Annotated in this window: 27 protein-coding genes; 9 read left to right on the top strand and 18 right to left on the bottom strand. The window is 62.9% G+C overall.

Features of this window, described 5'->3' with window-relative positions:
• Position 1 precedes the first annotated feature (1 nt).
• A complete protein-coding gene (locus BUA41_RS00770; protein WP_072818700.1) occupies positions 2-1,057 on the top strand; it encodes an alcohol dehydrogenase family protein in 1,056 nt (351 codons plus the stop codon).
• Between the two features lie 220 nt (positions 1,058-1,277).
• On the opposite strand, the gene BUA41_RS00765 is transcribed toward BUA41_RS00770, so the two are convergent.
• The 12 genes from BUA41_RS00765 to BUA41_RS00705 form a co-directional block, all read right to left on the bottom strand.
• Positions 1,278-2,177 carry a U32 family peptidase gene (locus BUA41_RS00765; protein WP_072818697.1) on the bottom strand — a complete coding sequence of 300 codons (900 nt, stop codon included), beginning with the start codon at positions 2,175-2,177 and terminating at the stop codon, positions 1,278-1,280.
• Between the two features lie 10 nt (positions 2,178-2,187).
• Positions 2,188-3,183: a ubiquinone anaerobic biosynthesis protein UbiU gene (ubiU, locus tag BUA41_RS00760; RefSeq protein ID WP_072818695.1), complete on the bottom strand. Its 996-nt coding sequence runs from the start codon at positions 3,181-3,183 to the stop codon at positions 2,188-2,190.
• Positions 3,184-3,357: 174 nt separating this feature from the next.
• Positions 3,358-5,187, bottom strand: coding sequence for a V-type ATP synthase subunit A (locus BUA41_RS00755; RefSeq protein ID WP_072818693.1), 1,830 nt, complete (start codon positions 5,185-5,187; stop codon positions 3,358-3,360).
• A complete protein-coding gene (locus tag BUA41_RS00750) occupies positions 5,187-5,885 on the bottom strand; it encodes a hypothetical protein (protein ID WP_072818690.1) in 699 nt (232 codons plus the stop codon). Before BUA41_RS00750 ends, BUA41_RS00755 begins: the two co-directional genes overlap by 1 nt.
• Positions 5,886-5,917: 32 nt before the next feature.
• Entirely contained in the window at positions 5,918-6,610 is a 693-nt protein-coding gene (locus BUA41_RS00745; RefSeq protein WP_072818688.1) for a hypothetical protein, read from the bottom strand.
• A gap of 19 nt (positions 6,611-6,629) precedes the next feature.
• Positions 6,630-7,079, bottom strand: a complete 450-nt coding sequence (locus BUA41_RS00740) for an ATP synthase subunit C (protein ID WP_072818686.1) — start codon at positions 7,077-7,079, stop codon at positions 6,630-6,632.
• Positions 7,067-8,848 carry a V-type ATP synthase subunit I gene (locus BUA41_RS00735; RefSeq protein WP_072818684.1) on the bottom strand — a complete coding sequence of 594 codons (1,782 nt, stop codon included), beginning with the start codon at positions 8,846-8,848 and terminating at the stop codon, positions 7,067-7,069. Before BUA41_RS00735 ends, BUA41_RS00740 begins: the two co-directional genes overlap by 13 nt.
• A complete protein-coding gene (locus BUA41_RS00730; protein WP_072818682.1) occupies positions 8,845-9,450 on the bottom strand; it encodes a V-type ATP synthase subunit D in 606 nt (201 codons plus the stop codon). The genes BUA41_RS00735 and BUA41_RS00730 overlap by 4 nt, the downstream gene beginning before the upstream one ends.
• A 248-nt stretch (positions 9,451-9,698) precedes the next feature.
• Positions 9,699-11,084, bottom strand: coding sequence for a V-type ATP synthase subunit B (locus tag BUA41_RS00725; RefSeq protein ID WP_072818680.1), 1,386 nt, complete (start codon positions 11,082-11,084; stop codon positions 9,699-9,701).
• A 300-nt stretch (positions 11,085-11,384) separates the two neighbouring features.
• Entirely contained in the window at positions 11,385-12,110 is a 726-nt protein-coding gene (locus tag BUA41_RS00715) for an ankyrin repeat domain-containing protein (protein ID WP_084671000.1), read from the bottom strand.
• Complete coding sequence (locus tag BUA41_RS00710; RefSeq protein WP_072818676.1) at positions 12,100-12,798, bottom strand: glutathione S-transferase family protein; 699 nt, start codon at positions 12,796-12,798, stop codon at positions 12,100-12,102. Before BUA41_RS00710 ends, BUA41_RS00715 begins: the two co-directional genes overlap by 11 nt.
• Before the next feature lie 60 nt (positions 12,799-12,858).
• Positions 12,859-13,068 carry a YgaP family membrane protein gene (locus BUA41_RS00705; RefSeq protein ID WP_072818674.1) on the bottom strand — a complete coding sequence of 70 codons (210 nt, stop codon included), beginning with the start codon at positions 13,066-13,068 and terminating at the stop codon, positions 12,859-12,861.
• 190 nt (positions 13,069-13,258) lie between these two features.
• Here BUA41_RS00705 and BUA41_RS00700 point away from each other — a divergent pair, with 190 nt between their 5' ends.
• The 3 genes from BUA41_RS00700 (at position 13,259) to BUA41_RS00690 (ending at position 16,012) form a co-directional block, all read left to right on the top strand.
• Positions 13,259-14,482 (top strand): TsoY family (seleno)protein, encoded by a 1,224-nt coding sequence (locus BUA41_RS00700; protein WP_072818672.1) that lies wholly within the window; start codon positions 13,259-13,261, stop codon positions 14,480-14,482.
• A 90-nt stretch (positions 14,483-14,572) separates the two neighbouring features.
• Entirely contained in the window at positions 14,573-15,010 is a 438-nt protein-coding gene (gene trxC / locus BUA41_RS00695) for a thioredoxin TrxC (RefSeq protein WP_072818670.1), read from the top strand.
• A gap of 267 nt (positions 15,011-15,277) precedes the next feature.
• The gene (locus BUA41_RS00690) at positions 15,278-16,012 is read left to right on the top strand and encodes a ZIP family metal transporter (RefSeq protein WP_072818668.1); all 735 of its coding nucleotides are present in this window, start codon (positions 15,278-15,280) and stop codon (positions 16,010-16,012) included.
• A gap of 117 nt (positions 16,013-16,129) precedes the next feature.
• Here the strand turns inward: BUA41_RS00690 and BUA41_RS00685 are convergent, their stop codons facing one another.
• The 3 genes from BUA41_RS00685 to BUA41_RS00675 all read right to left on the bottom strand — a co-directional run bounded on the left by BUA41_RS00685 (position 16,130) and on the right by BUA41_RS00675 (position 18,823).
• The gene (locus tag BUA41_RS00685) at positions 16,130-16,819 is read right to left on the bottom strand and encodes a cytochrome b/b6 domain-containing protein (protein WP_084670999.1); all 690 of its coding nucleotides are present in this window, start codon (positions 16,817-16,819) and stop codon (positions 16,130-16,132) included.
• Positions 16,816-18,414 (bottom strand): tetrathionate reductase family octaheme c-type cytochrome, encoded by a 1,599-nt coding sequence (locus BUA41_RS00680; protein WP_072818666.1) that lies wholly within the window; start codon positions 18,412-18,414, stop codon positions 16,816-16,818. Before BUA41_RS00680 ends, BUA41_RS00685 begins: the two co-directional genes overlap by 4 nt.
• A 97-nt stretch (positions 18,415-18,511) precedes the next feature.
• The gene (locus BUA41_RS00675; protein WP_072818664.1) at positions 18,512-18,823 is read right to left on the bottom strand and encodes an ArsR/SmtB family transcription factor; all 312 of its coding nucleotides are present in this window, start codon (positions 18,821-18,823) and stop codon (positions 18,512-18,514) included.
• Between the two features lie 136 nt (positions 18,824-18,959).
• Here BUA41_RS00675 and BUA41_RS00670 point away from each other — a divergent pair, with 136 nt between their 5' ends.
• The 3 genes from BUA41_RS00670 to BUA41_RS00660 are packed head-to-tail and all read left to right on the top strand — an operon-like array spanning position 18,960 to position 20,892.
• On the top strand, positions 18,960-19,433 hold the full coding sequence (locus BUA41_RS00670; RefSeq protein ID WP_072818662.1) for a DsrE family protein: 474 nt from the start codon (positions 18,960-18,962) through the stop codon (positions 19,431-19,433).
• Between the two features lie 58 nt (positions 19,434-19,491).
• Positions 19,492-20,457, top strand: coding sequence for an arsenic resistance protein (locus BUA41_RS00665; RefSeq protein ID WP_072818659.1), 966 nt, complete (start codon positions 19,492-19,494; stop codon positions 20,455-20,457).
• A 21-nt stretch (positions 20,458-20,478) separates the two neighbouring features.
• Positions 20,479-20,892, top strand: coding sequence for a DUF6858 family protein (locus tag BUA41_RS00660; RefSeq protein ID WP_072818657.1), 414 nt, complete (start codon positions 20,479-20,481; stop codon positions 20,890-20,892).
• Here the strand turns inward: BUA41_RS00660 and BUA41_RS00655 are convergent.
• Together BUA41_RS00655 and BUA41_RS00650 are read right to left on the bottom strand one after the other, a co-directional pair.
• On the bottom strand, positions 20,884-21,219 hold the full coding sequence (locus tag BUA41_RS00655; RefSeq protein WP_072818655.1) for a type II toxin-antitoxin system HicB family antitoxin: 336 nt from the start codon (positions 21,217-21,219) through the stop codon (positions 20,884-20,886). The two genes, BUA41_RS00660 and BUA41_RS00655, sit on opposite strands and share 9 nt — an antisense overlap.
• On the bottom strand, positions 21,216-21,470 hold the full coding sequence (locus BUA41_RS00650) for a type II toxin-antitoxin system HicA family toxin (protein WP_072818653.1): 255 nt from the start codon (positions 21,468-21,470) through the stop codon (positions 21,216-21,218). Before BUA41_RS00650 ends, BUA41_RS00655 begins: the two co-directional genes overlap by 4 nt.
• A 96-nt stretch (positions 21,471-21,566) precedes the next feature.
• On the opposite strand from BUA41_RS00650, the gene BUA41_RS00645 reads away from it, so the two are divergent.
• Positions 21,567-21,776, top strand: coding sequence for a hypothetical protein (locus BUA41_RS00645; protein WP_217652753.1), 210 nt, complete (start codon positions 21,567-21,569; stop codon positions 21,774-21,776).
• A 220-nt stretch (positions 21,777-21,996) separates the two neighbouring features.
• A complete protein-coding gene (gene katG / locus BUA41_RS00640) occupies positions 21,997-24,219 on the top strand; it encodes a catalase/peroxidase HPI (protein WP_072818650.1) in 2,223 nt (740 codons plus the stop codon).
• A gap of 425 nt (positions 24,220-24,644) precedes the next feature.
• Here the strand turns inward: katG and BUA41_RS00635 are convergent, their stop codons facing one another.
• Positions 24,645-25,850, bottom strand: coding sequence for a cation:proton antiporter (locus BUA41_RS00635; protein WP_072818647.1), 1,206 nt, complete (start codon positions 25,848-25,850; stop codon positions 24,645-24,647).
• Positions 25,851-25,996: the final 146 nt, after the last annotated feature.

Here is a 25,996-nt window from a genome sequence, read left to right as displayed (position 1 = left end):
GATGACGCTGCCTGATACGATGCATGGCATCCAGCTCACCGGGCATGGCGGCCCGGAAATGCTTCAAGCTCGACACGATATTCCCGTGCCTACCCCCGGGCCAGGTGAGGTGTTGATTCGGGTAGCCGCCGCCGGCGTCAACAATACGGATATCAATACCCGTCTCGCCTGGTATTCGAAAGGCGATGGAGAGAGCGAGGATGCCAGCTGGTCGGGCCAGGCGCTTCAGTTCCCCCGCATCCAAGGCGCCGACGTCTGTGGCGAGATTGTCGCGGTCGGCGAGGGGGTGAGTGCCGAGCGGATTGGCGAGCGCGTGCTGGTCGAGCCCTGCCTCAGGGAAAGCGGTGGCAAGCGCCTGGATCCGCCCTGGTACTTCGGTTCCGAGTGCGACGGCGGTTTCGCGGAGTACACGACCGTGGCCGGACGACATGCCTACCGCATCGATAGCGACATGAGCGATGTCGAGCTCGCTTCCTTCCCCTGCTCCTACTCCACCGCCGAGAACATGCTGACACGCGCCAGGGTCGCTCAGGGCGAGCGAGTATTGGTCACGGGCGCCTCTGGCGGGGTCGGCTCGGCCGCCGTCCAGCTGGCCAAGGCGCGGGGCGCACACGTCATCGCCATCACCAGCGCCGAGAAGGTCGAGATGCTGCGCGACCTGGGTGCCGACGAGGTGATACTGCGCGACAAAGCATTGCTTGATGCCATCGAGGTCGACAGCATCGATGTCGTGGTGGACCTGGTCGCCGGCAAGCAGTGGCCGCAATACCTGGAGGTGCTGCGCCGCCGAGGGCGCTATGCCGTGTCCGGCGCGATCGCCGGCCCCATCGTCGAGCTGGATGTCAGGACGCTCTACCTCAAGGATCTGAGCCTGCTGGGCTGCACGGTACTGGAGCCCGAGGTCTTCGGTAACCTGGTGTCGCACATCGAACAGGGCAGGATTGTGCCTCTGGTCGCGGACTCCATGCCACTCGAGCAGATTGGCAAGGCCCAGGCGCTGTTTCAGGAAAAACGCCATGTCGGCAAGATCGTGCTTGAAGTCGGCGTATCAGGGTAGTCACCTGGATGCTGAATTGCGGCTTACCAAGTGAGAGAGCATCTGGCCTACAGGCCTCGCACCGGGCAGGGGTAGAGGCTATCTCGCCTGGCCTCGACATGGTTAGCCAGGCTGCGGGGCACAGGGGCAATCGAGCCAATGAAACGGTGGATGGCGCTGCGACAACGCCCATCGAGAGAGCGATGGGCGTTATGGGCGGGTGGTAGGGGGAAATGGATGTTCAGCCGGACACCGTATGCGTATTCGCCATGCCGGACCGACCGTGCCAGTAGCCGTCGCAGATCTCGGCCTCCACCAGCGCCAGCGGGTCGGCGGGGGGCAGTTCGCCGCGCCGCGCCTGGTCGAAGGCCTCGACGACCTCCGCCATGTTCGCGGCACGTGGGCTCAGGCGCGCCACGCCGACGCCCATCGACTGCATGTCGGGGACTTCGCGGCGCAGGTCCTGGCAGGCGCCGGACATCGTCTGGATGCCGTTCAGGGTGAACACGCCCTCGGCTTCCTGGGAGCGCAGGGCCAGCCCCTCGGGATAGTGCTGGCAGACGAACTGGCAGCGGTCCTTGGGATACTGATGGCGCCGAGCGGTGAAGCAGCGCGCCGACCAGGCCAGGGGCAGGTGGCCGTAGGCGAACACCTCGCAGGGCTGATCGAGCCCTTCCCGGGCGCACTCATCGAGCAGGTTGGCGAGATCGTCCCGGGGCATCTCCACCGGGGCGCACCAGCGCTGCATGCCGGTCCGGGCCAGCACGCCGATGGCCGCCGGGTTGTAGAGGTTCAGCGCCGGCCCGGCGACGAAGGGCAGCCCGGCGTCGGTCAGCAGCTGCAGGGCGCTCTGATCGTTGGCTTCTACCAGGAACTCGCCGTTGGCGCACAGCTTGCGCAGGCCACGCAGGTCGGCCTCGGATTCGATCAGCGTCTGGGAGGAGAGCACCACCTGCTTGCCGCTCTGCTCGAGCTCCCGGCCGATGCCCAGCCAGTCGTCGAGCTTCATGTCCCGGCGGCGGGAGCAGACCGTCTCGCCGAGATGGACGATCTCCACCGGCCAGTCGGCGGCGTCGCGGTAGAAATCGGCGTAGCCTTCGCGGGTCCAGTAGAACAGCACGGGGCCGAGGGACAGTTGCATTCTTCTCTCCTTATTTCCAGCGTCGTTCGTAGGCACCCAGGGTGGTGGTGGCGCCCTCGGAGAGTTCGCCAAGCTCGGCCTGCCAGGTTGGGTCGGGCTGGAAGCGCTCGGGCCGATGTTCGAGCCGGTCGAGCGCCTGGCGCCAGATGCCGGCGACCTTGGAAACATAGGCGGGGCTGCGCTGGCGTCCTTCGATCTTCACCGCGCTGATGCCGAGCTCCCTCAATTCCGGCAGCAGGTCCAGGGTATTGAGGCTGGTGGGCTCCTCGATGGCGTGATAGGTCTCGCCGTCCACCTCGAAGCGTCCCTTGCATAGGGTCGGGTAACCGGCTCGCTCGCCTTCGCCGTAGCGGTCGATCAGCACGCCGCCCAGCCGAGATTCCAGCCCCCGCGGGGTCTCCTCCCAGCGCACATGGGCGGCGGGAGAGCAGACACCGCGAGTATTGGGGGATTCGCCGGTCAGGTAGGACGACAGATAGCAGCGCCCCTCGGCCATGATGCACAGGCTGCCGAAGGCGAACACCTCGAGTTCCACCGGACTCTTCCTGGCCACGTCGCGCACCTGGGTCATGGACAGCACCCGGGGCAGCACGGCACGCTTGATGCCGAAGTGCTCGTGATAGAAGCGCAGCGCCTCGTAGCTGGTGGCCGAGCCCTGCACCGAGAGGTGGCGGGGCAGGTCGGGATGGTGCCGCGCGGCGTAGTCGAGCAGGCCCAGGTCGGCCATTATCAAGGCATCCACGCCGAGATCCGCGGCCTGATCCACGGCCTTCGTCCACTGGGACCAGCCGGCGGGCTGCGGATAGGTGTTGATGGCGCAGAAGACCCGCTTGCCCCGGGACCGTGCATAGGCCACGCCTTCCCGGGCGCGCTTCTCGGTAAAGTTGAGGCCGGCGAACTGGCGGGCGTTGGTGGCGTTCTGAAAGCCGAAGTAGACCGCGTCGGCGCCTTCGTCCACGGCGCGTTTCAGCGCGGGCAGGTTACCTGCCGGGCACACGAGTTCCATGGGGGTTCTCCTGACGAAAATGCGCCCATGCTAGTCGAACCCAACCTCGGTCTTTTTGATTCAAGTCATTGAGCGGGTAATTAGAAGAAGAGCACACTCGGGATGTCGACCCGGTCCAGGTAAGCATTCATTGTTGTCGTGTGGTCGAATCACACTTTTGCGAGACAGCAAGGATCAATCCGAATTCTCCGGCAGCGTTGCCGACTCGATCCCCGCTTGCCTGGTCAGCCTTTCGATTTCCCGGTAATGGCGACGGTACTCGCTGGAATCCAGGGTCGCATAGTTGAGGTTCTTCACCTCGCTGGAAAGCGCCGTGAAGTAGTCGCGTATGGCGTCCTTATCCTCGAAGGCGTACGCCGCGTCGACCAGCGGATAGATCAGCGCAAGGCTGCGTCGTTGGCGTTCCGCAGAACTACTGCCGTCCACGTCGTCGAAGGCGTCCTGCTGCAGATACACGAGATCCAGGAAGCCGGCCTTGTGATAGGTGAGAAAGTCTTCGAGGGTGATGCCTTCGTCCCCGGTGACCTGCATCATCTGGTTGACGTCCTCTCCATCGTGCAGAAGCTGCAACAGCTTATCGATGCGATCCGGCCACTCGGCGCCCAGTCGCTCTGCAATGGCGGGCTCGAGTTCGGCGCGATAGCGCGACCAGGACAGCAGCGGGTCCACCGCCGGATAGAAGCGCTTATAGGCGCGTTCGGACGATAGGCCGAGAAACGCCTTGACCGTGCTCAGGGTCGCCTGGGTCACCGGCTCCTCGAAGTTGCCGCCGGACGGGGAGACGGTACCGATCAGGGTAAGGCTGCCGCTGTCGCCTGCATTGTTGCGGATCACCCCGGCACGTTCATAGACGCTGCGCACCGCCGAGTCCAGGTAGGCGGGATAGGCTTCCTCGCCGGGAATCTCTTCCATGCGTCCCGAGGTCTCGCGCATCGCCTGGGCCCAGCGCGAGGTGGAGTCGGCGATCAGCAGCACGTCGAGCCCCATCTGACGATAGTATTCGCCGAGGGTGATGCCGGTGTAGATCGAAGCTTCCCGGGCGGCCACCGGCATCGACGAGGTGTTGCAGACGATCACTGTGCGATCCATCAGCGAGCCGCCGGTGGTCGGATCGCTGAGCTGCGGGAACTCGGTGATGGTCTCCACCACCTCGCCGGCCCGTTCGCCGCAGGCGACGATGATCACGATATCCACGGTGGAATAGCGGGCGATCAGATTCTGCAGCACCGTCTTGCCAGCGCCGAAGGGACCGGGAATGCAGGCGGTGCCCCCGATGGCGATGGGAAAGAAGGTGTCGATCACCCGGATGGTGGTGTCCAGAGGGCGGTCGGGGTAGAGCCGTTCGCTGGCGTTGCTGTCCAGCAGGCGCTGGGGCAGGGGGCGACGTACCGGCCAGCGCTGGGCCAGGGTGACCTCTCGCTCGGTACCCGCCTCATCACGAAGCCTCGCCACCGGCACGTCCACGGCAAAGCTGCCTTCCTGGATCCAGCTGACTTCCTGTTCTCCCCGGGCGTCGAAGGGCACCATGATGCGATGGGTGAAGCGCCCCTCCTGCACGGTGCCGAGCGTATCTCCGGCGTGGAGGCTGGTGCCCATGCGCACTCGGGGAGAGAAGGACCATTTGGCGGTCCTGTCCAGCGCTGGCAGATGCAGACCCCGGGGCAGGAAGAAGCCGGATTGCAGGGCGATCTGCTCCAGAGGATTCTGCAGGCCGTCATAAATCTGCCCGAGCAGGCCGGGGCCGAGGGTGACGGAAAGCATCTCGCCGGTCTGCTCCACGCCGTCGCCCACCTTGATGCCGCCGGTATCCTCGAAGACCTGAACGTCCGCCCGCTGGCCCTGCACCCGCAGTACCTCGCCCTTAAGGCGGACATCGCGCTCCTCCTCATCCTGGGCAGGGCGGATATAGACCACCTCGTTCTTCATCAGCCCCTTCGAGCGATCTAGGGCCTCGATGACGACGATATCGTCCTGGACGTTGACTACCCGGCAATCCTTATCCATCAATTCCCGTCTCCTGAAAAAAGCGTCTCGTAGTCGCCGAGCCCCTGCTCGATATCGGCCTGTAGTCGACGCTCCGCCGCCTCGGCGTTGTAGCGCCGCCAGGCGGCGAGCAGACGCCAGCGCAGCCAGTAGATGACGACCTCGCGAAAATCGAAACGATCATGCCGACGCGCCCGGTCGAGCCGACGCCAGCCTTCCTCGAGCAACAGCCCTTCCAGTTTCCGGGGGCGGTCGTGCTCAAGATGCTCCCGGGCCTCGGCGAGCCAGGGAAAGACCGGTCCCACGCCGAACAAGGGCGCCTGCCAGTGGGCGCTGATGTGCGCCAGGCGCGGTCCGAATCCCCAGGTCTCGCCCAGGGACGGCGCGGGATCGCCCCGCCGACGTCGGCGCAGGGCCGTCATCAGGCTGCGCTGTTCGAGCAAAGCCTCGACGAGCTCGAGAACGCCGTGCTCCGCCAATTGCGGCGCGGCCTGTCGGTAGCACCGGATATAGGCCTCGGTGGACAGCTCCAGGCCCAGATGTCGCCAGTCGAGCAGACTCTCCAGCGCCTCTAGCGTGTCGCGATGGGCATCGCTCAAGGTCACGAGACGATGCTCCAGACGGATCGCCGAGATCGGCAGGGGCTCCCGGCCGAAGGGCGTGACGGGTAGGGCCGGCAGGCTGGCGAGCAGATCGACGTACTGGTGGCGCTTTGACATGGCGATGGATGACCTGGTGATCTATGACACAGCTACTTGACGATGCCTTCTAGCATGGCGCGAAAACGCGGTTGCAGGTGTTCCAGAAGAAATTCCGCCACCGCCTCATCGCTGAGATCGAGTTCCATCTCGTGCTCGTGAAGGCGGATGCGCAGGCCGCTTGATTGCTCGCCGACGGAAAAACGCACCCCTTCCCGCAGCACCTCCCGAGCCTGAGCGGCCACGAAAGAGGAAAGCGTGCCTTCCTTGAGTTCTTCCGGACGACGACGCAACTCCTCCAGCCCCACCACGTCCCGGGGCAGCATGATTTCCACGTCTTTTTCCGCCTCCAGCGGCGTATCGGCTCGAATGCGGGCGGTGAGTTCGAGAATCAGTCGCTGCAGCAGATCTTCCCCGGACAAGGCATCACCCACCAATCGGCGCAGATGATCGCGAAAGCGGTGGGTCAGGGTGGTCTGCATCTCCAGCACACTGTCCCGGGCGGCGACCCGCAGCGCTTCCTTGGCGGAATTCTCCAGGCGCTTGGCCTCTTCCCGAGCCTGCTCGCGCAGTTCCTGGGCGTCTCGTTCCGCCTGTTCGATCATCCAGGCGGCGCGGGTTTCCGCATCCTTGACGATGCGTCTGGCCTCTTCCCGACCCTGCTCGACACCCTCGCCGCGCAGCCTCTCGATCAGCGTCTCGACGCCGGAAGACGCTCCTTGAGAGGCCGTTTCCGATTGACTCATGCCTGATCTCCTCGAAGACTCATTGCGCCGGAATGTTGCCCGCGATCACCAGGGCGAAGATGAAGGCGAACACCCCGAAGCCCTCGACGATGGCCGCCGGTGCGATGGACAGGCCGAAGATCTCGGGCTTGCTCTTCGCGCTGTTGATTGCCGAGGCGCAGCAGTTGCCCTGGTAGACCGCGCTCAGCAGTAGCGCCACCCCGGCGAGGATGCCCACGGAAAAGAGTCCTGCCGACGTCGCCAGGGTGACCGGGCGCTGCAGGGTGAACATCACCACGATGCCGTAGATGCTCTGGGAGGACGGCATCGCCGAGAGCCCGATGAAGCGCCCGTGGCCGGATTCGGTCTCGAGCAGGGCGCCGATGGCCGCCTGGCCGGCAATGGCACAGCCGATGATGCTGCCGATGGCGCCCAGAGCCATGGGCCCGTACAGACCTGCCCAGCCCAGGGCGAGGATCAGTTGCTCCATGGTGTGGTCTCCGTTTTTGCGAATGCGGTGAAGGGGTAGCCCTCGTCCGAGATGCCCCAGTGATAGAACTCGATGAGATTGAGCCGCAGCCCGTGCACCACGCCGCTGACCACTGCCAGCACGAAGTTCAGCGCATGGCCGACGATCAGAATCAGCGCGTAGAGCAGGATGCCCAGGCCCGGGAAGGCCGCCGCCGCGTCCGCGGCAAGCTGGTTGAAGGTGACCGCCAGGGATGCGCTGGCAAGCCCCAGGGCGAACAGGCGCAGGTAACTCAGGACATCGCCGAAGGCCCGGGTCACGTTGGTCAGAGCGTAGAGACCGCCGCCTACTCGCTTGAGCAGGTCCAGTGGTCGGTGTATAGGCCGGGTATCGGTGAAGACGAAGACGCCGATAAGCCCTAGGGTTAGTGCGATGGCACCGCCGGTGATGCCGTAAAAAAGCATGACGCCGGCCATCAGGGCGACGATCCAGCCGAGTGGCGCCAGCACGGCGGCTTGTCCCCGATGGTGCCAGGCGACGGTGGCGTTGGCGACGATCAGATGCGCCAGGCCGATGCCGATCGCCAGCTGCATCATCTGGCCGAAGTCGTTGACGTCGAGGATCCACAAGTGTGCAAGCCAGCTCCCCGGTGGTGGGCTCCAGCCGAAATAGCTGCCGGCGAGTACGCCATAGACGAAGGCGAAGCCTACCAGGGCGAAGCCCAGGTTGCGGACCCGAGTGCCGGCGCGACGGCGTTCGAGCCGTCTGGAAAGGAACAGGATCGCGCCGAGCAGCAGCAGCGCATAGCCGGCGTCGGCGAGGATCATGGCGAAGAATATCGCGAAGGAGAAGAAGATTACCCGGGAGGGGTCCCAGCTGCGATAGCCGGGCATCTGGTAGAAATGCACGATCTCTGCGCCGCCGGCGGTGCGCTCATCATTGTCGAGCAGCGTGGGCGGCTGATCCTCCGGCCCTACCGGCTCGTCGAGCAGGGCGAGCTTCTGGCACTCCGCGAGACGCCGCACGTCGTCGAGCACCGCCTTGGGCACCCAGCCCTGGACGGCGAAGATCGCATCCAGGTCCCGGGTGAGATGCTGGGCCCGGGCCAGGTTCGCCGCGTCCTCTGCCTGGGCTTGATGACGATGCAGCAGATGGATCCAGCGGGTCAGCGCCTCGCGTTCGGCGGTGTGCTCGTCGAGGCGCACTGCCAGACGCTGAAGCTTTTCACGAAGACGATGACGCGGCACGCTGCCGGTGTGGGTGCGTGGCACCGGCAGGGCATCCGGCGCGGGCTCGTCCTGGCTGATCACCGCGATATAACGGTTGCGGTTGTCGCGATGTACTTCCTGCCAGGGCAAGGCGATCTGCGCGAGTTGGCGCGCCTTGTAGTGGGGCACCTCGTAGAACCACAGGCGATGCCCGGCGAGGCTTTCCAGGGGCGGAAAGTCGAAGTCACCCCAGGGGTCGAGATCCTTGAGGCGCTGCCGGGTAAAGTCGATGCTGTCCTCCAGGTCTCGCATCCGGCGCTGATTCTCCAGGGCACGTTCGACGATGGCCTGGTGGTCGAAGTCCGGGTCGTTCGCCACCTGATGGCGCTTGATCGGGCAGTCGAGCAGATAGGCCAGCGCCTTGCGAGTATCGCTGACCGCCGCAGCGGCAGGGGCGTCCGACTTTTCCGGTCCCAGGTCGATCAGGTGCATGACACCGAGGCGCTGCAATTCACCCAGCGTGCCCTGCTTGTCGGCATGCCGGCCGAGCAGCGTCACGCGGCGAAGGGGCACGATACTCATAAGTGCGCTCCCTGAATCTGCTTGCGCTTGGCCAGCTTGGCCCGCACCACTGCGGAGCGCTCGCTATCGGCAAGATGGATACGAATGCGTCGGATGTTCTCCCGGGTGCGGGGGATCAATACCTTGTCGAACAGGTTGACCCGCTGGGTGACGCGTTTGACAGCTCGCTCCAGGCGCCGCAGCCGTTCGCGTTCCACCTGCAGGCGTACCGTCAGCGCCAGGGCGTCCCGCAGGGCCTCCTGGTAGCGATCCAGCCAATGGGGCGTGGTCAGCGCCGGATATTCGGCGACGTCGATCTCGACCTTTTCCAAAGTCGGCAGATGCACGCCGAGCAGATTGTGCTCGCGAAGCTGCACTTCACTCACCCGGGCCAGGTTCTTGATCTTCAAGGTGCCGTCACCGGCCATTGGCAGCCGGTCGCGCACCCGGACTATCAAGGCATCAAGTTCGGCTTCGCTATCGCACAGGGTTTCCCGGGCGCGTCGGCGCTCGGCGATCAGCTGCCGGCGCTTGAGATCCAGGGATGGCAGCAACTGCTGGAACTGCCTGAGCCGGGACTGCTCCCGGTGCAGGGCGGTTTTGTTTAATGAGAGTCGTGCCACATCACATCCTTGGAACGATCTGCTGCGCGTCGGCCATACTTCGTTAAATTCGATCTCGTGCGCGAGTCCGATCAAAATGCTCATTTACCCCAGTAAACTGCGCTTTTTGACTCACAACATCCATGTTGCTCGCTCTTCGAGCGGCAGTGCCGCCCAAATTGGCAATCCTGCCGATTTGTCGTTCGAATTTGCCTCGTCTGGCTCTAGCTCGCTAGATCTTGAACTCGTTCTCGTTTCCACTGAACGTCCTACTTTAGGCTTGCGTCAGCGGTTGGCGTTGCCTCGGCGGTCCGACGTTGTTTGCCGGGGAAATACTTGTCGATGAGCTGCTGACGCATGACGAGTTCCCGGGGGTCGAAGCATTCCGCCAGGGTCTCCCAGGCCAGGTCCAGGGCGCGTTCCAGGGGCAGGGAGACCGAGACATCCATGAAGCGGGTCTCGAACAGGTCGCCGAAGCGCAACAGCTTCTCGTCGAAGCTTGAGAGCTCGAAGGCCATGGCGCGCTTCTGCTGGGCGTCCCGGGCGCCGGCGTAGAGGCGGATCATGGTGTTCATCAGCGCGCCGTGATCCTCCCGGGTACTCTTGCCGATCACATGCTGCTTGAGCCGGGACAGGGAGCCGAAGGGATCGATCCGACCGTCGCGCAGGTAGAACTGGCCCTCGGTGATGTAGCCGGTGTTGTCCGGTACCGGATGGGTGATGTCGTCCCCGGGCATGGTGGTGACGCTGAGCACCGTCACTGAGCCGGCGCCGTGGAAGGCGCAGGCCTTCTCGTAGCGGCGTGCCAGCTGGGAGTAGAGATCCCCCATGTGGCCGCGATTCGACGGTACCCGCTCCATGCTGATGCCGACCTCCTTCAAGGCGTCGGCGAAGGCGGTCATGTCCGTGAGCAGCACCAGCACCCGCTTGCCTTCCTCCACGGCGAAACGCTCGGCCACCGCCAGGGCCATGTCCGGCACCAGCAGGCGCTCCACCACCGAGTCCGAGGCCAGGTTGGCGAACATCACCGTATGGGCGAATACCCCGGCATCGAGGAAACGCTGACGGAAGTAGTGGTAGTCATCGAAGATCAACCCCATGCCGCCGAATACCACCACGTCCGCATCTGCGTGAATGGCGATGCGCGCCAGCAGGGCGTTGTAGGGCTCGCCGGCCACGGAGAAGATGGGAATCTTCTGGCTCTCCACCAGGGTGTTGAAGACGTCGATCATCGGCACGTCGGTGCGGATCATGCGGCTCGGCATCACCCGGCGCAGGGGATTGACCGAGGGCCCGCCGATATCCACCCGGCGATCCTCGCCCAGGGCCGGCCCGCGATCCATGGGTTCGCCGAGGCTGTTGAAGGCGCGTCCCAGCACGTTCTGCGAACAGATGACCTGCATGGGATGGCCGAGAAAACGAATCGACGCCCGAGTGGTCAACCCGGCGGTGCCGCCGAAGACCTGCAGCGAGACCACGTCGTCATCGATGCGGATCACCTGGGCGAGTACCGTCTCGCCGTCGGCCTTGCGCAGGACGGCGAGATCGCGAAAACGTGCCGGCGTCGGCTGGTCATCGCCGCCGGGCACCCGCACTCGCACGATGCCGCCGACGATGCTGAGGATATTGCGATAGTGACTGAGCGGTTGTGCCATGCCGGGCCGATGTCTCCATGCGAAATAACATTGTCTCGGCACGACGCAAGCGACGCTGCCGATGACAACGTAAAATTCGTCGAGGGGGTATTGTTCTGTATTCGTTTTACTTTCTTTACAGCGAGCATGCTCCTCGTCTCGGCGGAGTGTCAATCAGAGGCGGAAGTTCTCATGAGCGACCTCAAGATGTGTACCATGGTCTTGCCGGCTCCCAGGCGCTAGTTGGATCTACGCGAGGGGTGGCTGAGGGGCGCGGCGGTGCCGATGCCGGTGCCTTGAGCATGGCTGTATCGACATGGCTCAGAGGCTCGTGGAAGGAGCATCGAGCAGAGCCAGTACTTTCGGATGCTCGGCTGCCAACGCTAGATCCCGCGCGGTGTGACCGTCTCGGTCACGACGACTAGTGTCGGCCCCGGCCTTCAGTAGACGTTCCACGACCTCTGCATGCCCATTCTTGGCGGCCCACATCAAGGGCGTCGAACCGTCCGAGGCCGGTTGATCCACGGTCGCGCCGTGGCCGAGCAACTCGCGGACCAGTGCATCCTGGCCATCCTTGGCCGCCCACAGCAAGGCGGTCCAGCCGCTGTCCACATCGGCCGTATCCACCGCTACGGCCTGTTCGAGTAGCCAGACCGCCAGATCGGTGCGCCCGTTCACGACCGCCACCATCAGCGCAGTGTAGCCGGAATCGTCGCGATGCTCGGGGTCGGCGCCGTGGTCGAGCAGGCATCTGACGATCTCGCCGTGCCCCTGGGCGGCGGCCTTCATGAGGGCGGTCCAGCCGCAGCCGTCGGTAGCGTGAACGTAGGCACCCGCGGCCAGCAGATCGCTCACCTTGCGGATGTCGCCCTGCTCGGCGGCCTGAATGAGCGGCGTGCGTCCCTGGGCATCGCGCTGCGAGGAAGCGTCGTTCGTCTGCAGCAGGCTGGCGCCCACGCCCAGCAGCAGCGCCGCGAACAGGGCGCCGAGCAGGGTGGGATAGCGCTGGAAGAAGGCGTGAAAGAAGCGTAACGGCTCAGTTTTCATAGCACAGCGCCTTCATTCGCCGTGTGTAGTCGACCAGGTTGGTCAGTCGGCGGCCATGAGCCTGCAAGGGATTCTCGTGGGGCTGGTCGAGAATGTTGGCCAGAAAGGCGTGCAGGCTCATGTCCAGGCTGTGCGGTGTCTCGCCCAGGAAGAAAGGCTTGTCTGCCAGTAGACCCGACAGGGCGTCCAGCACCGGCATGCCTTGGGCATAGGCGGCGGCCGGATCGTCGGGCGGCAGGCCACGTCGGCGCATGCGGCGCAGCAGCGTGCGACGGATCGCGAACAGCCCGGGGCCGCGCAGGGCGCGCGGCAGATAGGGCGTCAGATCTGGCTTGAAGACGCGCCAGCCGGCGGGGTCTCCCCAGCGCATGTAGGTGATCTGCCAGTAGAGACGTTCTTCCACCAGTTCCCGCACGAAGTAGGCCGTCGCCCGCTGGGTCTCGTCGAGATCGGCATCCAGGTGCGAGGGCTGGCGAGCCTCGAAATGCTCGATGATGGCCTGGGAGTCGGTCACGGTCCGCTCCCCGTCGACGAGGAAGGGGATCTGCCCCGAGGGCGAGCGGCGTGGCCCGCTCGGCACCGAGCGAAAAGGGATGTCCCGGTAACGCAGATAGGTTTCCGCCTTCATGCAGAAGGGGCTGGCGTTGGGCAGCCCCCAGAAGGGGCGAAACTGATGAAGCTCGATCATTGAGACTCCCGGGAGAATGCCCGCCGCAGGTTCGTATTGGCGACAGGCATTCGGTAATGGCTAGTGACTCGGTTTGTCGAGGGTCTTGCGCTGGCAACTGCTGATGCCCAGCAGACGATAGGCCGGGCAGAAGCGGAATACGCCCGTGATGAGAGGGACGACGCCGATCCAGCCCCACCAGCCGATGACGTTCATTATCACCAGGGCGATCAGCGCCACGCCGACGATGATGCGCAGCCCGCTGTCGAGATTGCCGATATTGCGTTTCATGGGACACCTCCTGGGTCGTTTGGCCGCAGCCTTCAGATAGGTCTGGGGCTCGGCGTTGCAAAGGGGAAATGGCCCGTGGGCATGTTCCCTTGACACATAGCATAACTACAATATATAAAAAAATAAACTGTATGTGTCAAGCGTACCGATTCAATGATCAAGACGGGCAACCCTGAAAGGAGGTGCCGCCATGCTGTTCCACATGCCGCGCAATCTCGGCGAACGCTATTCGCCGCTCTATTTCCTCGCCGCCCTCGGCAGCGGGGGGCTCATCGTGAGCTTCTTCATGTGGCTGATGGCCTGGGTGCCGCACCCGGGGCGACCCGTGCCGATCTTCGAGGACATCGTTGCTACGCTCATGAATGGCTCATTCGCCCAGCAGCTTGCCATCCTGGGCGGCTGGGCCGGTATCGCGCTCTTCGCCTGGATGCTGTTCCGCCTGCTGATCTGGAACCTGCGCGAGGCGGCAGGCTGGCGCAGGACCGCCGCCTACACCGCGCTGCGCGAGAGCAACAGCGAAACGCAACTGCTGGCCGCACCGCTGGCGGTGGCCATGGCGATCAATGGCGGCTTCATTCTCGGTCTGGTCTTCGTGCCGGGGCTATGGTCGGTGGTGGAATATCTCTTCCCCCTGGCCATGCTGGGTTTCCTGGCCATCGGCGTCTGGGCGCTGCGCCTGCTGGGCGATTTCTGGGGGCGCATCCTGACCCGGGGTGGCTTCGACTGCTCGCGAAACAACGGTTTCTCCCAGTTGCTGCCGTCCTTCGCCCTGGCCATGATCGGCGTGGGACTGGCCGCGCCGGCGGCGATGAGCCAGACGCCCTGGGTCGCGGGCGTCTCCTATATCGCATCGTCCTTCTTTATCACGATGGCTCTGATGCTTGGCGTGATCATGCTGGTGATCGGCCTGCGGGCGATGATGGAGCACGGTGCCGACGCCGAGAGCGCACCGAGCCTGTGGGTGGTGGTGCCGATCATGACCGTCGTCGGTATTGCACTGATGCGCCAGGGCCATGGCCTGGGGGTGCACTTCGGTAGCCATGGCACGCCCACCGATACCTTCACGATGCTTACCACCTTCCTGTCGCTGCAGCTCGCCTTTGCCCTGTTCGGCTACGTGGTGATGCGTCGGCAAGGCTACTTCGGGCGCTTCGTCACCGGCAGCGAGCGCTCCGCGGGCTCCTATGTGCTGGTCTGTCCCGGGGTGGCGTTGGCGGTGATCCTGCAGTTCTTCATCAACAAGGGGCTGGTGGCTATCGGCCTGATCGACAAGTTCGGCATGGCCTACTGGCTGCTGACCGCGCTGCCGCTGATGGTGCAGGCGGCGACGATCTGGCTGGTATTCACCCTGAACGCCAAGCACTTCCGGGTGGATCGGGCGCGCAAGGCGCCGTTGGCTTCGGCCGAGAGATAAGAGCTAAATGGCGGGGACGGGCGATAACCTGGCCCGTCCCTGCCTTGTTACCGCTATCATCCATGGAACACACCGCCTCGGGAGAATGAAATGAGCGATGCCATTCAACTGGCCTGTCCCCATTGCTTCAGCATAAATCGCGTCCAGACGAACAGGCTGGGCGAGAGCGCCAGATGCGGCAAGTGCAAGCAGGCGCTATTCACCGGTGAACCCATCGAGCTGAATGCCGGCAACTATGAGGCGATGGTCAATCGCAGCGACCTGCCGATCGTGGTGGATTTCTGGGCGAGTTGGTGTGGGCCCTGCAAGATGATGGCCCCGATCTTTGCCCAGGTGACCCGCGAACTCGAACCGCGCCTACGTTTCGCCAAGCTGGATACCGAGGCCGAGCAAGCCATTGCCGGGCGCTTCGGTATTCGCAGCATTCCCACCCTGGTCGTCTTCCGTCGCGGCCAGGAGATCGCTCGCCAGGCGGGCGTGATGCAGGCTTCCCAGCTCAACCAGTGGCTGCAGTCGCATCTGCTGTAAGTAAGTTTTGTCGTAGTGATGCTGCAGTTTTTCATTAACAAGGGATTGGTCGATATTGGCTTGATCGACAAATTTAGCATGGCCTATCGACTGCTGATCGCGCTGCTCCTGATGGTTCAGACGGCGACGATCTGGCTGATGTACGCTCAATGTGAAGAATTTCCGATATGATACCGGTGGCGAAGCGCTATCGCGTCAACACTGAGGTGAGTGCGGGTAGAGGGTACTATCGAACGCTCTTTCGGCGTGTCACCGAGGCAGGAAAGTATGCAGAACACCTTCTGGACAGCGTTTGCCACCAGCCTGGCGGCTGCATTGGTCACCTCCCTCGGTATCTTCGTCATTCGCTACTTTTCGCGTTGGGGCAGCCGCAACACCACTTACTTCATGTATTTTGCCGCTGGAGTGCTGATTTCGTCGTCATTTTTGCATATCGTGCCCAGAGCGTTGAGCATGAACGCCCAGGCGCCTGCCTGGCTACTGGCCGGCTTTTTCGGCTTGCATCTGTCCAACCGCTTTCTCGCTGTTTTCAACTGCGATAAAGAACCCGGCAAGAAGGACTATGTCTTCGGCCTCGTGCCGATGCTCGGCATTGGCTTGCACTCGTTCATCGATGGCTTCATCTACTCCGTCACCTTCAGTGTAAGTATCCTTACCGGCTATCTCGCTAGTCTGGGAATGGTGTTGCACGAATTTCCGGAGGGGATGATCACCTATCTCTTGTTGCTGCGCGCCGGCTTCAACGAGCGTAGTTCGGCAGTGCTGGCTTTTTTGGCTGCTGCTGCCACGACTCCGCTGGGCATGCTGGTGTCCTATCCATTTATCAGTGCCATCGCGCCGTCAAGTCTGGGAGTGGTGTTGGCATTGTCCGCAGGCGCCTTGATCTATGTGGGTGCCACGCACCTACTGCCTCGCGCAGAGCAGGAGCATCGCAAATATGGGCTGTTCGCATTGGGAGGTGGCGTATTGGTCGCAGCCATCATCGTGGCATCGAAAGCCTAAAGGGAGTGATGCCGTCAGTCTGCTCATGCAGGACCCCACCGGGCCGCTGACGAAAGCCATGGGCAGCACCGCTGCCATGAGATGATGCGGTTCGCCATGATGGTCGGCGTGCCCACCTCATTGACTGCCACCGGGATGATGGCCTTGACCGGATGGCGGCTGATGCGGCGCTTCGACGGTGCCTCGATCAGGCGCGTCCTTCGCGGGTAACTGCTCCCTGGAGTCTTCATAGCCGGTGATCATAGGCTTGACCAGGCTGAAGACCGTCTTGCCCATGGTCGCCATGTAGACGTGGCCGATCACGAAGGCCAGCATGGCGAAGGCCGCGGCGGTGTGCACCAGGGCCACGCCGCCCAGGGACAGGCCCTCCAGGCCCCAGGCGGGCCACTGATTGTAGAACAGGTACAAGAGCCCCGAGATCCAGATGAGTGGCGAGATCACCAGCTTGAAGCCCAGGTAGGCCAGGCGTTGCAGCGGATTGTGCTTGGCCCGGGTGGTCTGGCGGAAGGGGTGTTCGGCACCGGTGAAGGTGCCGATCAGATAATAGTGGATCACCGCGCCCAGCTTGTCGGTGGTGGGGATGTACTGGCGCCATTCGCCGGTGGTGAAGTGCCAGAAGATCGCCAGGATCCACAGGCCTATCAGCGTGTAGGCGGCCAGGCCATGCAGTCGGGCGGCGGTGCCGAAGCCCAGCGCCTGATAGCTGCCGTGGATTTCGAAGCCGGTGAACATCAGAAAGAAGATCAGCGCTGCCTGGGACCAGTGCCAGAAGCGTTCGAAGCGCTTGTAGATCATCACCCGTTTCATGAGTCTTTCCTCCTGCGGCGTGTCAGGATGCGCCCGCCGGCATGGGTAAGGCTGCCGACCAGCACCAGCAGGGCGGCGCTCCAGCCCGCCCGATCCAGCCAGACGCTGCGGTCCCGGGCGGGGAGATAGAAATCCGTCAGCGCCGCCAGCCGCCCCTCCCGGGCATGGCAGGCGCTGCAGTGCAAGGCGTCCTCGGCCGGCGCCACCATGTGGGTGATGGGCCAGTGCATGCGGGTTTCCACGAAATCGAACTCGCCGCTGTAGGGCTGGTCGGCATACTCCGCGCCGGCCTTCAGCGCCTTGGCCCAGTCGAAGTTCGTCCACAGCGCCGTGTCGTCGACGGCACTGTAGACGTGGTTGACCAGCAGATGCTGGTTGACCGGGTCGTAGGGCTGCTTGCCCTGCATGATCTTGAAGGGCCAGATGCGCGAATCGGGGTCGTCGTGGCTGCCCTGGATCCGGTTGATCTCGATGGGCTGTTGGCTGTCGTCGAGGGTGTCGCTGCGCAAGGTGTAGCGCACCTGGCCATCGAACCAGCGGTACTCCGGCACCACGTTCTCGCCATGGCGGAAGCTGCCCTTGGTGCTCAGGTACTCGAGATTGCCGTCCGCGTCACGAATCTTGAGGGGTTCGCCATCCTCGCCGAGCCGCCCGGCGGTGGACCAGTCCCACCAGGTCTTGGTGGCCACGCCGCCCCGGGCGAAGGCGGGGATATGGCAGCTCTGGCAGGCGACCTGGTCGATGTGGTCGTTGAGCTTGGTGGATGCGTGAGGTGCCAGGCCGTGGCAGGACTCGCAGGAGGAGCGGGTGAAGTCGGTGTGTCCCGGCACGTCGATGCCCTGGGTGTCCCGGGCCTTGGTCAGATAGCGACTGCCGGTGACGCTGTGTGCCGAGGTGGTGTGACAGTCGGCACAGGCGAAATCGGCGCCCTCCGGCGCCATGTGCACGTCCAGCGTGCGCGGCGGGTCGACCAGGGACGAGTCCAGGTCGCCGTGCTTCACGCCGTCGCCACCGCCGCCGTAGAAATGACAGCTGCCGCAGTTCTGCCTGCCGGTGGGGCCGATGTTCCGGGCGATGCGCGCCAGATCGGGTGGTTGCCTGGCCGTGTCATCGGCAGGATCGAGGGATTCATAGACCGGATGGCCGGCCCCGGTGGGGGATTTCCAGTAGTCGCCGGTGGTGTCATGACAGACCAGGCAGTCGACCCGGTTGCCCGCGACCGGCGGGGCCTCGCGCATGTCGTCCCAGCCGTAGCCGGTATGGCAACTGGTGCAGAACGGCTCGTTGGAGGCTACCGAACCGCAGAAGCTGTTGACCACGTGGCGCTTGCCCAGCAGCTGCCGGGTTTCGGGATGCAGGTACTCCCAGGTCCAGTGGGTGGTGGCCTGGAGCTGGTCGGCGGCCTCGGTATGGCACTTCAGGCACGCCTCGGTGACCTCGGGGCCCGAGGCGAAGGGGCCCTGCAGCGCCTTGAAGCGTTCATGGTCCGCCGTCGAGGGTGATGCGCGTTCCAGCGCCGTCGCCGAGCCCGACGCCAGCATCAGCATGGCGGCCAAGAGCCCCCACGGGATTCGTCTTGTGTATGACCCCATCATGATTCCCCCTCTTGGCAACCATCTCTTGTGCGTTATGTGTTTCCTGTCGTCATGGGGTAAGTCGCGGTTTTTTATCGTTTTCGAGAAGTGGTCTCGTTCAGGCGCAGAACTGCTCGTAGAGCGTCTGGATGACCGCCATGGCCTGCTCGCTGCTGATGCGGTAGTAGATCTGCTTTCCCTCCCGGCGCGTCGCCACGAGACCTTCTCGACGCAGCACCGCCAGCTGTTGCGAGAGCGTGGGCTGTTCGATGCCCAGCTCGCGTTCCAGTTCGCCCACGTTCATCTCACCCTGGGAGAGCTGGCACAGCAGCATCAGGCGATCCGTGTTGGCCAGTGTCTTGAGCAGTCGTCCCGCCTCGTCGGCGCTCTCGCGAAGGCGGTCCAGTTCCAGTGCGGTATCTTGTCGCATCGTCGTAACAGGGCTCCTTATGATTCTGTAAAAAACATTATATTAAAAAATAGATTGAAAGGCTATCATGGAATCACCTCCCGATCGCGGGAGGAAACGCCCCTCCCTCGGGAGACTCACGTCAAGGAGAAAACCGATGACCCCATCCCGACACACCCGTCTCTTCCTGCCGCTGGCCACCCTCGTTCTGGGACTTGGCGCCCTCGCCACGTCACATGCCAGCCCGGAAGCGTCTGCCCAGCAGGGCGCCGCGGAGAAGGCCATGGTGATCGTCACCAGCGACTCGCTGCAGACCCAGGGCATGGCCATGGTGCTCTCCCGCACCATGCAGCAGCAGGGCACGGAGTTGAACATCCTGCTCTGCGACCAGGCCGGGGATCTGGCGATCGCCGATTACCAGAGCGAGTCCGCCCTGGCGCCTAAGGACATGAAGCCCGAAGGCCTGTTGCAGATGATCCTGGACGATGGCGCCAAGGTAGCGGTCTGTGCGCTCTACCTGCCCAACAGCGATTATCAGGAGGACGACCTGCGCGAGGGCGTGAGCGCCGCCCAGCCCGGTCCCATGGCCGAGATGATGCGCGACCCGGATACCAAGGTCTTCCACTTCTAGTCGCTACGCCGACGGCCGTCGCCAGGCGGCGGTCGCCTCGTTTGCCGAGGGATGAGGCATGAGCCTGCTGATTCGCATGACCCGCAACCTGACCCTGGCCATTCCGGTGGCGATGCTGCTGGGTCTGCTGTATGGCCTGAGCGCGCCGACGGACTGGCTGCGAACGCTGATCGTGCCGCTGACGCTGCTGATGGTCTATCCGATGATGGTCAACCTCAAGCTGCGCAAGCTGCTCGAGGGCGGAGATGCCAAGTCGCAGCTGCTGGCCCAGGCAATCAATTTCGCGATCATCCCCTTCGTCGCCTTCGCCCTGGGGCGGCTATGGTTCCCGGAGCAGCCCTATCTCGCCCTGGGGCTGCTGCTGGCCGCGCTGCTGCCGACCAGCGGCATGACCATCGCCTGGACCGGGTTCGCCGAGGGCAATCTTGCCGCCGCGGTCAAGATGACGGTGGTGGGCCTGATTCTCGGCTCCCTGGCCACGCCGTTCTACGTGCAGTGGCTGATGGGCGCGACGGTGCCGGTGGACCTGATTGCCGTCTTCCTGCAGATCGCCCTGGTCGTGTTCCTGCCCATGCTCGCGGGACAATTGACCCAGGCGTACCTGATCCGCCGCCACGGACAACAGGAGTACCAGCAGCGCTGGGCACCCCGGTTTCCGCCGCTGTCGACCCTGGGGGTGCTGGGGATCGTCTTCGTCGCCATCGCCCTGAAGGGAGGGGAACTGGTGGCACAACCGCAGATGCTGCTCGATATCCTCGTGCCCCTGTTCGCGCTCTACGCCTTCAACTACGCCTTCAGCACCTTCGTCGCCAGGTGGCTACTGCCGCGAGGGGACGCCATCGCCCTGGTCTACGGCACGGTGATGCGCAACCTGTCCATCGCCCTGGCCCTGGCCATGAACGCTTTCGGCGAGGCCAGCGCCGATGCGGCGCTGCTGATTGCCGTCGCCTATATCCTCCAGGTGCAGTCCGCCGCCTGGTACGTGAAGCTCAGTGAACGTTTCTTCGGGCCCCGATTGGCCTGAACCACCAGGAGGCACTCTCCCGTGCAAACCACGCTTTTCATGGACAAGTATCCCACCCACCATCTCGACCTGCCCAAGGCCGCAACGCCTTTCGAGTCCGTGGACGCGATCATCGACTTCTTCCACGACAAGGTGGAGCAGGACCCCCGGGCCTGCCAGATCGCCGTCTTCGATCATTACGCCCATACCCGTTCGCTGCCCGAGGGCGAGATCGCCGAGGATATTCGCGCCGCCAAGCATCTGGTGTTCTGCTTCGGGCTCAAGCTGCCCAACCCCTTGGCCATGGCGCCCCGGCCTCGCTCGATCGGCGTCTGCGAACTCGAGGACCGTTTCGTCATCACCTTTCTCGAGGCGCCCAACCCGATCATGAACGAGACCATGCGGGAGTGGGTCGGGGAGCTGGTCAAAATCGGGCCGGTGTCGCCTTCACGTTGACAGTTCATGCTGAATGGCCTGAGCCACGAACTGATTCAGGCTCTCGCCGCGTGCCTTTGCCGCGTCCACGGCATCCCGATGCAGCTCCTCCGACAGGCGTACCTGGAATTTCCCCGAGTACGCCTTGACGGGCTCGATTCCCTTCTCCTGACATACCTCCAGGAAGGTGCGCAGGGAGGCTTTTCCTTCCTCCCGCAATGCTTCCACACTCTCCGCATAGAAATCCGCGCTGCCGTTCAAGCCGGTGAATTCTCCCCGGAACATCTCGATCTCGGGATCGTATTGAATGATGGCCCGGTGACCATCGATGACCATGGTGTTGTTCATGGCGTTACTCCGTTCTCTTCCAACCACTTGCGGACACTGGCAACGGCTCCTTTGTCGGTCTTGGGCGATGGGTGTGGACGATGGAAAACACGCACTTCGCCAAACAGCACTACCGCGACTCGGGAACCTTCACGCTCCTCGACCTCTGCACCTAGCGCTCCCAGAAGCGCTTCGATGTCTTTCCAGGGAATGGACCCGGAGGCTGGACGACTGAAGATGGCCGCAAGCGTGCGCTCATGTTTACGTTTCATTGATGGTACCGTTTTTTGGTATCAATCTAGCACAAGAAGCACGTCATGTCATGGTGACCGGTAGCCGGGACGGCGCGGGGCAAGGATAGGCTCGATGTGCCCATCAAGTTTCTCTGGAACTATGCGGGCAACTGTCTGGTGAATCTGCACTCCGAGATCAAACGTGCCCACGAGATCCTCGCCGATGACAATCTGTGCGAGATGATCGTGGTCATCGACAACCACATGACCTCGTTCGCCCGCTATGCAGCGCTGCGCATCGCCGTCGTCTCTCGATTTTTTGTTGATTCAAATCAATTTTTATAGAGGCAATAATAGTTGCAAAATATATATTTTATGTATAAATATATAGAATAATTGTATAGAAAGCTAAATGGATAAAGTTTCTCACCGGACCACAGCAAGGCTTCTTAACCGGGAACGTTTGGAGTGATCTAAATCCACTAGTGCTGATTTAGAGAATGCTGATCGAACTATTTACACGTGCGACGTAGATGTCGCGTTTGACCTGAAGAGGTGTCATAAGATGAATAAATACAAGATGATAACCATTGCCGTGCTTGCGCTTACCACTTCGCTGGGCGCAGTTCCCAGTGCTGTTTTCGCGGAAGGTGAGGCCAAGTCGAATCAGTTCTGGTGGCCCAAGCAACTCGACTTGTCGCCGCTGCGCGACAATGATGTATCGTCCAATCCCTACGGCGAGGATTTCAACTACGCGGAGGCTTTCTCGAAGCTCGATCTCGATGCTTTGAAAGAGGACCTCAGATCTGTCATGACCACGTCTCAAGACTGGTGGCCAGCCGACTGGGGCCACTATGGCCCGCTGTTCATTCGCATGGCTTGGCACAGTGCCGGTACGTACCGCGTGGCCGATGGCCGGGGTGGGGCCGGTGGCGGTCAGCAGCGTTTCGACCCGCTGAACAGCTGGCCGGATAACGCGAGTCTGGACAAGGCCCGTCGCCTATTGTGGCCGGTCAAGCAGAAGTACGGTCGCAACATTTCCTGGGCCGATCTGATGGTACTTGCTGGAACGGTTGCGTTGGAGGACATGGGTTTCAAGACCTTTGGTTTTGCGGGCGGCCGGGAGGATGACTGGGAACCGGATCTGGTCTATTGGGGCCCGGAACAAGAAATGCTGGGTCGCGATCGTCACGATGAGAAAGGAGATCTGAAAGGCCCGCTCGCCGCCACGCAGATGGGGCTGATCTACGTCAATCCGGAAGGCCCGGGAGGTAACCCGGATCCGGTCGCCGCCGCAAAGCAGATCCGCATGAGCTTCGGGCGCATGTCGATGAATGACGAGGAAACCGTGGCCTTGATCGCCGGTGGTCACACCTTCGGGAAAGTACACGGTGCGGGTAAGCCCGGCGACTGCTTAGGCCCCGAGCCGGCGGCCGCGAACATCGAGGAGCAGGGTCTGGGCTGGAAGAACAAGTGCGGCAAGGGTAACGCCGAGGACACCATCACCAGTGGCCTGGAGGGGGCGTGGACCCAGTTGCCCACGCAGTGGTCGATGTTGTACCTGTCGAACCTGCTCAATCACGAATGGGAGCAGACCCGTAGTCCCGCCGGCGCCGTCCAGTGGGAGGCGAAGGACGGTGCACTGGACAACTCGGTGCCCGATGCACACGTCGAGGGCAAAAGCAATGCGCCGATCATGCTGACGACCGACCTGGCGCTGAAAGAAGACCCGGTCTACCTCAAGATTTCCCAACGTTTCCTGGAAAATCAGAAGGAATTCGAGGATGCCTTCGCCCGTGCCTGGTTCAAGCTGACGCACCGTGACATGGGGCCGCGGGCCCGTTATGTCGGCTCCGAGGTGCCGGCGGAGAAGCTGCTCTGGCAAGACCCGCTTCCCGAGGCGAATGACGATGTTATTGACCAGGGTGGCGCTAAGGACATCAAGGAAATGATCCTGGCCACCGAGCTGACGGTGCCGGAACTGGTGCGCACCGCCTGGGCGTCGGCCGCCAGCTATCGCGGCAGCGACATGCGCGGTGGAGCGAACGGTGCGCGCGTGCGTCTCGAGCCGCAGAATGGCTGGGCGGTGAACAACCCGGACGAGCTCGCCCGCGTGCTGACAGCGCTGGAACAAGTGCAGCAGGCGTTCAACGAAGATCAAGGGGGGAACACCCGCGTTTCGCTGGCAGACGTGATCGTGCTGGGTGGCGCGGCGGCCATCGAGAAGGCAGCGAAGGACGCCGGTCACGATGTGACGGTTCCCTTCGAACCCGGCCGCAGGGATGCCTCGCAGGAAATGACCGACGTGGAAGCCTTTGAAGCTCTCAAACCGACCGCTGACGGCTTCCGTAACTACTATGGTGACGGCAACCGGATGTCGCCGGCCGAGGCGTTGGTTGATCGCGCGGATCTGCTGACGCTGACGGTGCCGGAAATGACCGTGCTTGTGGGCGGCATGCGTGCGCTGAATGCCAACACCGGCGGCGTGCAGCACGGTGTGTTCACCGACAGCCCGGGAACACTCACGAATGACTTCTTTGTGAACCTTCTGGACATGGCCACCGAATGGGAGAATTCGGGCGACAGAGATGGTCTTTATATCGGCCGTGACCGTGCCAGCAACGAACAGCGCTGGACCGCAACGCCGGTCGATCTAATCTTCGGCTCGAATTCCGAGCTGCGGGCGGTGGCGGAAGTGTATGCCTCCAACGGCGCGGACGAGAAGTTCGTCGATGACTTCGTTGATGCCTGGACCAAGATCATGACCCTGGATCGCTTCGACTTGTAATACATCGGGGTAGGACCCGGGATGAGTGGCGAATTACCGAGACTCATGCAAAAACGGCGGCGCGGAAGGCGCCGCCGTTTTTTGCCCGGTAATCGTGAAAAGCAAAAAAGAAAGGGCCACAAAAAGAAAGAGATAAGCACCTGTTTTACCGAATCGGATGCTTTGTAGTAATTCAGACTCGATCTGAGAGTTACCGGTCTTTGTGGGATGGAGACATTAATGATGCGCATCGCCTAGACGATCCTGGACCGGTATTTCGGACGTGAACAGGTCCCGCCAGAGAGCACGGCACGAGCGGCGTTTTCGGCGTCGGCGAATTCGATGACCGTTTCGTCATCACCTTGTCTCGAGGCCCCAGTCCTGTAATGAACGAGACCATGCGAGAGTGGGTCGGGGAGTTGGTAAAAAACGAGTCGTAAACGCGGTCATGCTGACCGCGCCAGTAGACGTCCCAGCAGCGGAGGAGTGAGCAGACAGGTCCCCAGGGTCACTACCGCCATGGCGCCATAGAGTTCGGCGTCGAGTGCCCAGGGGCCGAGTTGATAGGCCTGGTGCGCAATGATCATGGCGATCTCGGCACGCGGTACCATGCTCACGGCGATAAGCCCTGCCGAGGCCCGGTCGGTCATCAGCCGAGCAGGAAGATAGGTCCCGATCAGTTTGCCGGCCACCGCCGCGATCAGCAGCACCAGGCCGACACCGGCCGCCGGTAGAATCAGCGTCGGATCGAGGTGCAGGCCGATGGCGATGAAGAAATACGGCGTGAAGAAGTCGTAGAGCAGGCCGTAGGCACCATTGGAACGCACCTGCTCCGGATAGGCGCTGAAAACGATCCCGGCGAACAGTGCCCCCACCGCCAGCGAGAACCCTAGCACTTCGGCGATACCGGCGATCACCGCGCCGAGGGCGATCACGGTGAGCAGATGCTCCGGGGTCCGTTCCCAGCGATGCAGCAAGCGATAAAGCCGCGGCGTCAGGTAACGGGCGAACAGCCAGCAGAAAGTGACGAAGACAGTGAAGAGCAGCACCAGTTCGCCTGCCGCCGCGCCCATCGAGAGCCAGAAGTTACCTTCACCATCTTGTAGTACCGGCAGCACTGCAAACAGTAGCGCCATCAACACGATGCCTGAAATATCGTCGAGTTCGGCCACGTCGACGGTTAGAGTCCCCGCATCGTCGTTCAGGTCGCCAGCCTCTTCCCAGACCGGGATGACCACGCCGATGCTGGTCGCGGTCAGGGCGACGGCGATCACCAGCGACGCTATCAGCTCCAGCCCCAGCACCCACTGCGCCACTGCATAGCCCGTGAGTCCCGCGATGGCGATATTCCCCAGCCATATCACGCTGGCGCTCGGCAGCTTGGCGAGCAGCCTCCGCGGGTCGAGCCCCAACCCAACCCGAAACAGCAATGCCACCAAGCCCAGCTGGGCCAGCAGTTCGATGCCCACCTCGGTCTCCACATTGATGACGCCCACGCTCGCATCCAGGGTGCTGATACCGATGCCGAGCAGCAGAAATCCCACCAGCGGTGGTGTGCCGATTCGCTCGCAACCGGCACGCAGGAGCATTGCCGCTGCCGTCGAGAGTCCGATGAAGAGGATCAAGAGCGTGGTGGTCGAGAGGCCGTCCATGTCGTTGACTCCAGATAAAAAGGCGCGGGCGTGCCAGCATGCGTCATGGGAATTCAGGAGTCGATAATCCTCCGGCGTGGCGAATGATACGCCAGGAAATGCGAAGCCGAGATGGAAGAAATCAAGGTTCCCAGCTAAGATAGTAA

The sequence above is a fragment of the Modicisalibacter ilicicola DSM 19980 genome (assembly GCF_900128925.1).
Lineage (GTDB): Bacteria > Pseudomonadota > Gammaproteobacteria > Pseudomonadales > Halomonadaceae > Modicisalibacter > Modicisalibacter ilicicola.
This window is presented reverse-complemented; position numbering and strand designations above follow the sequence as displayed.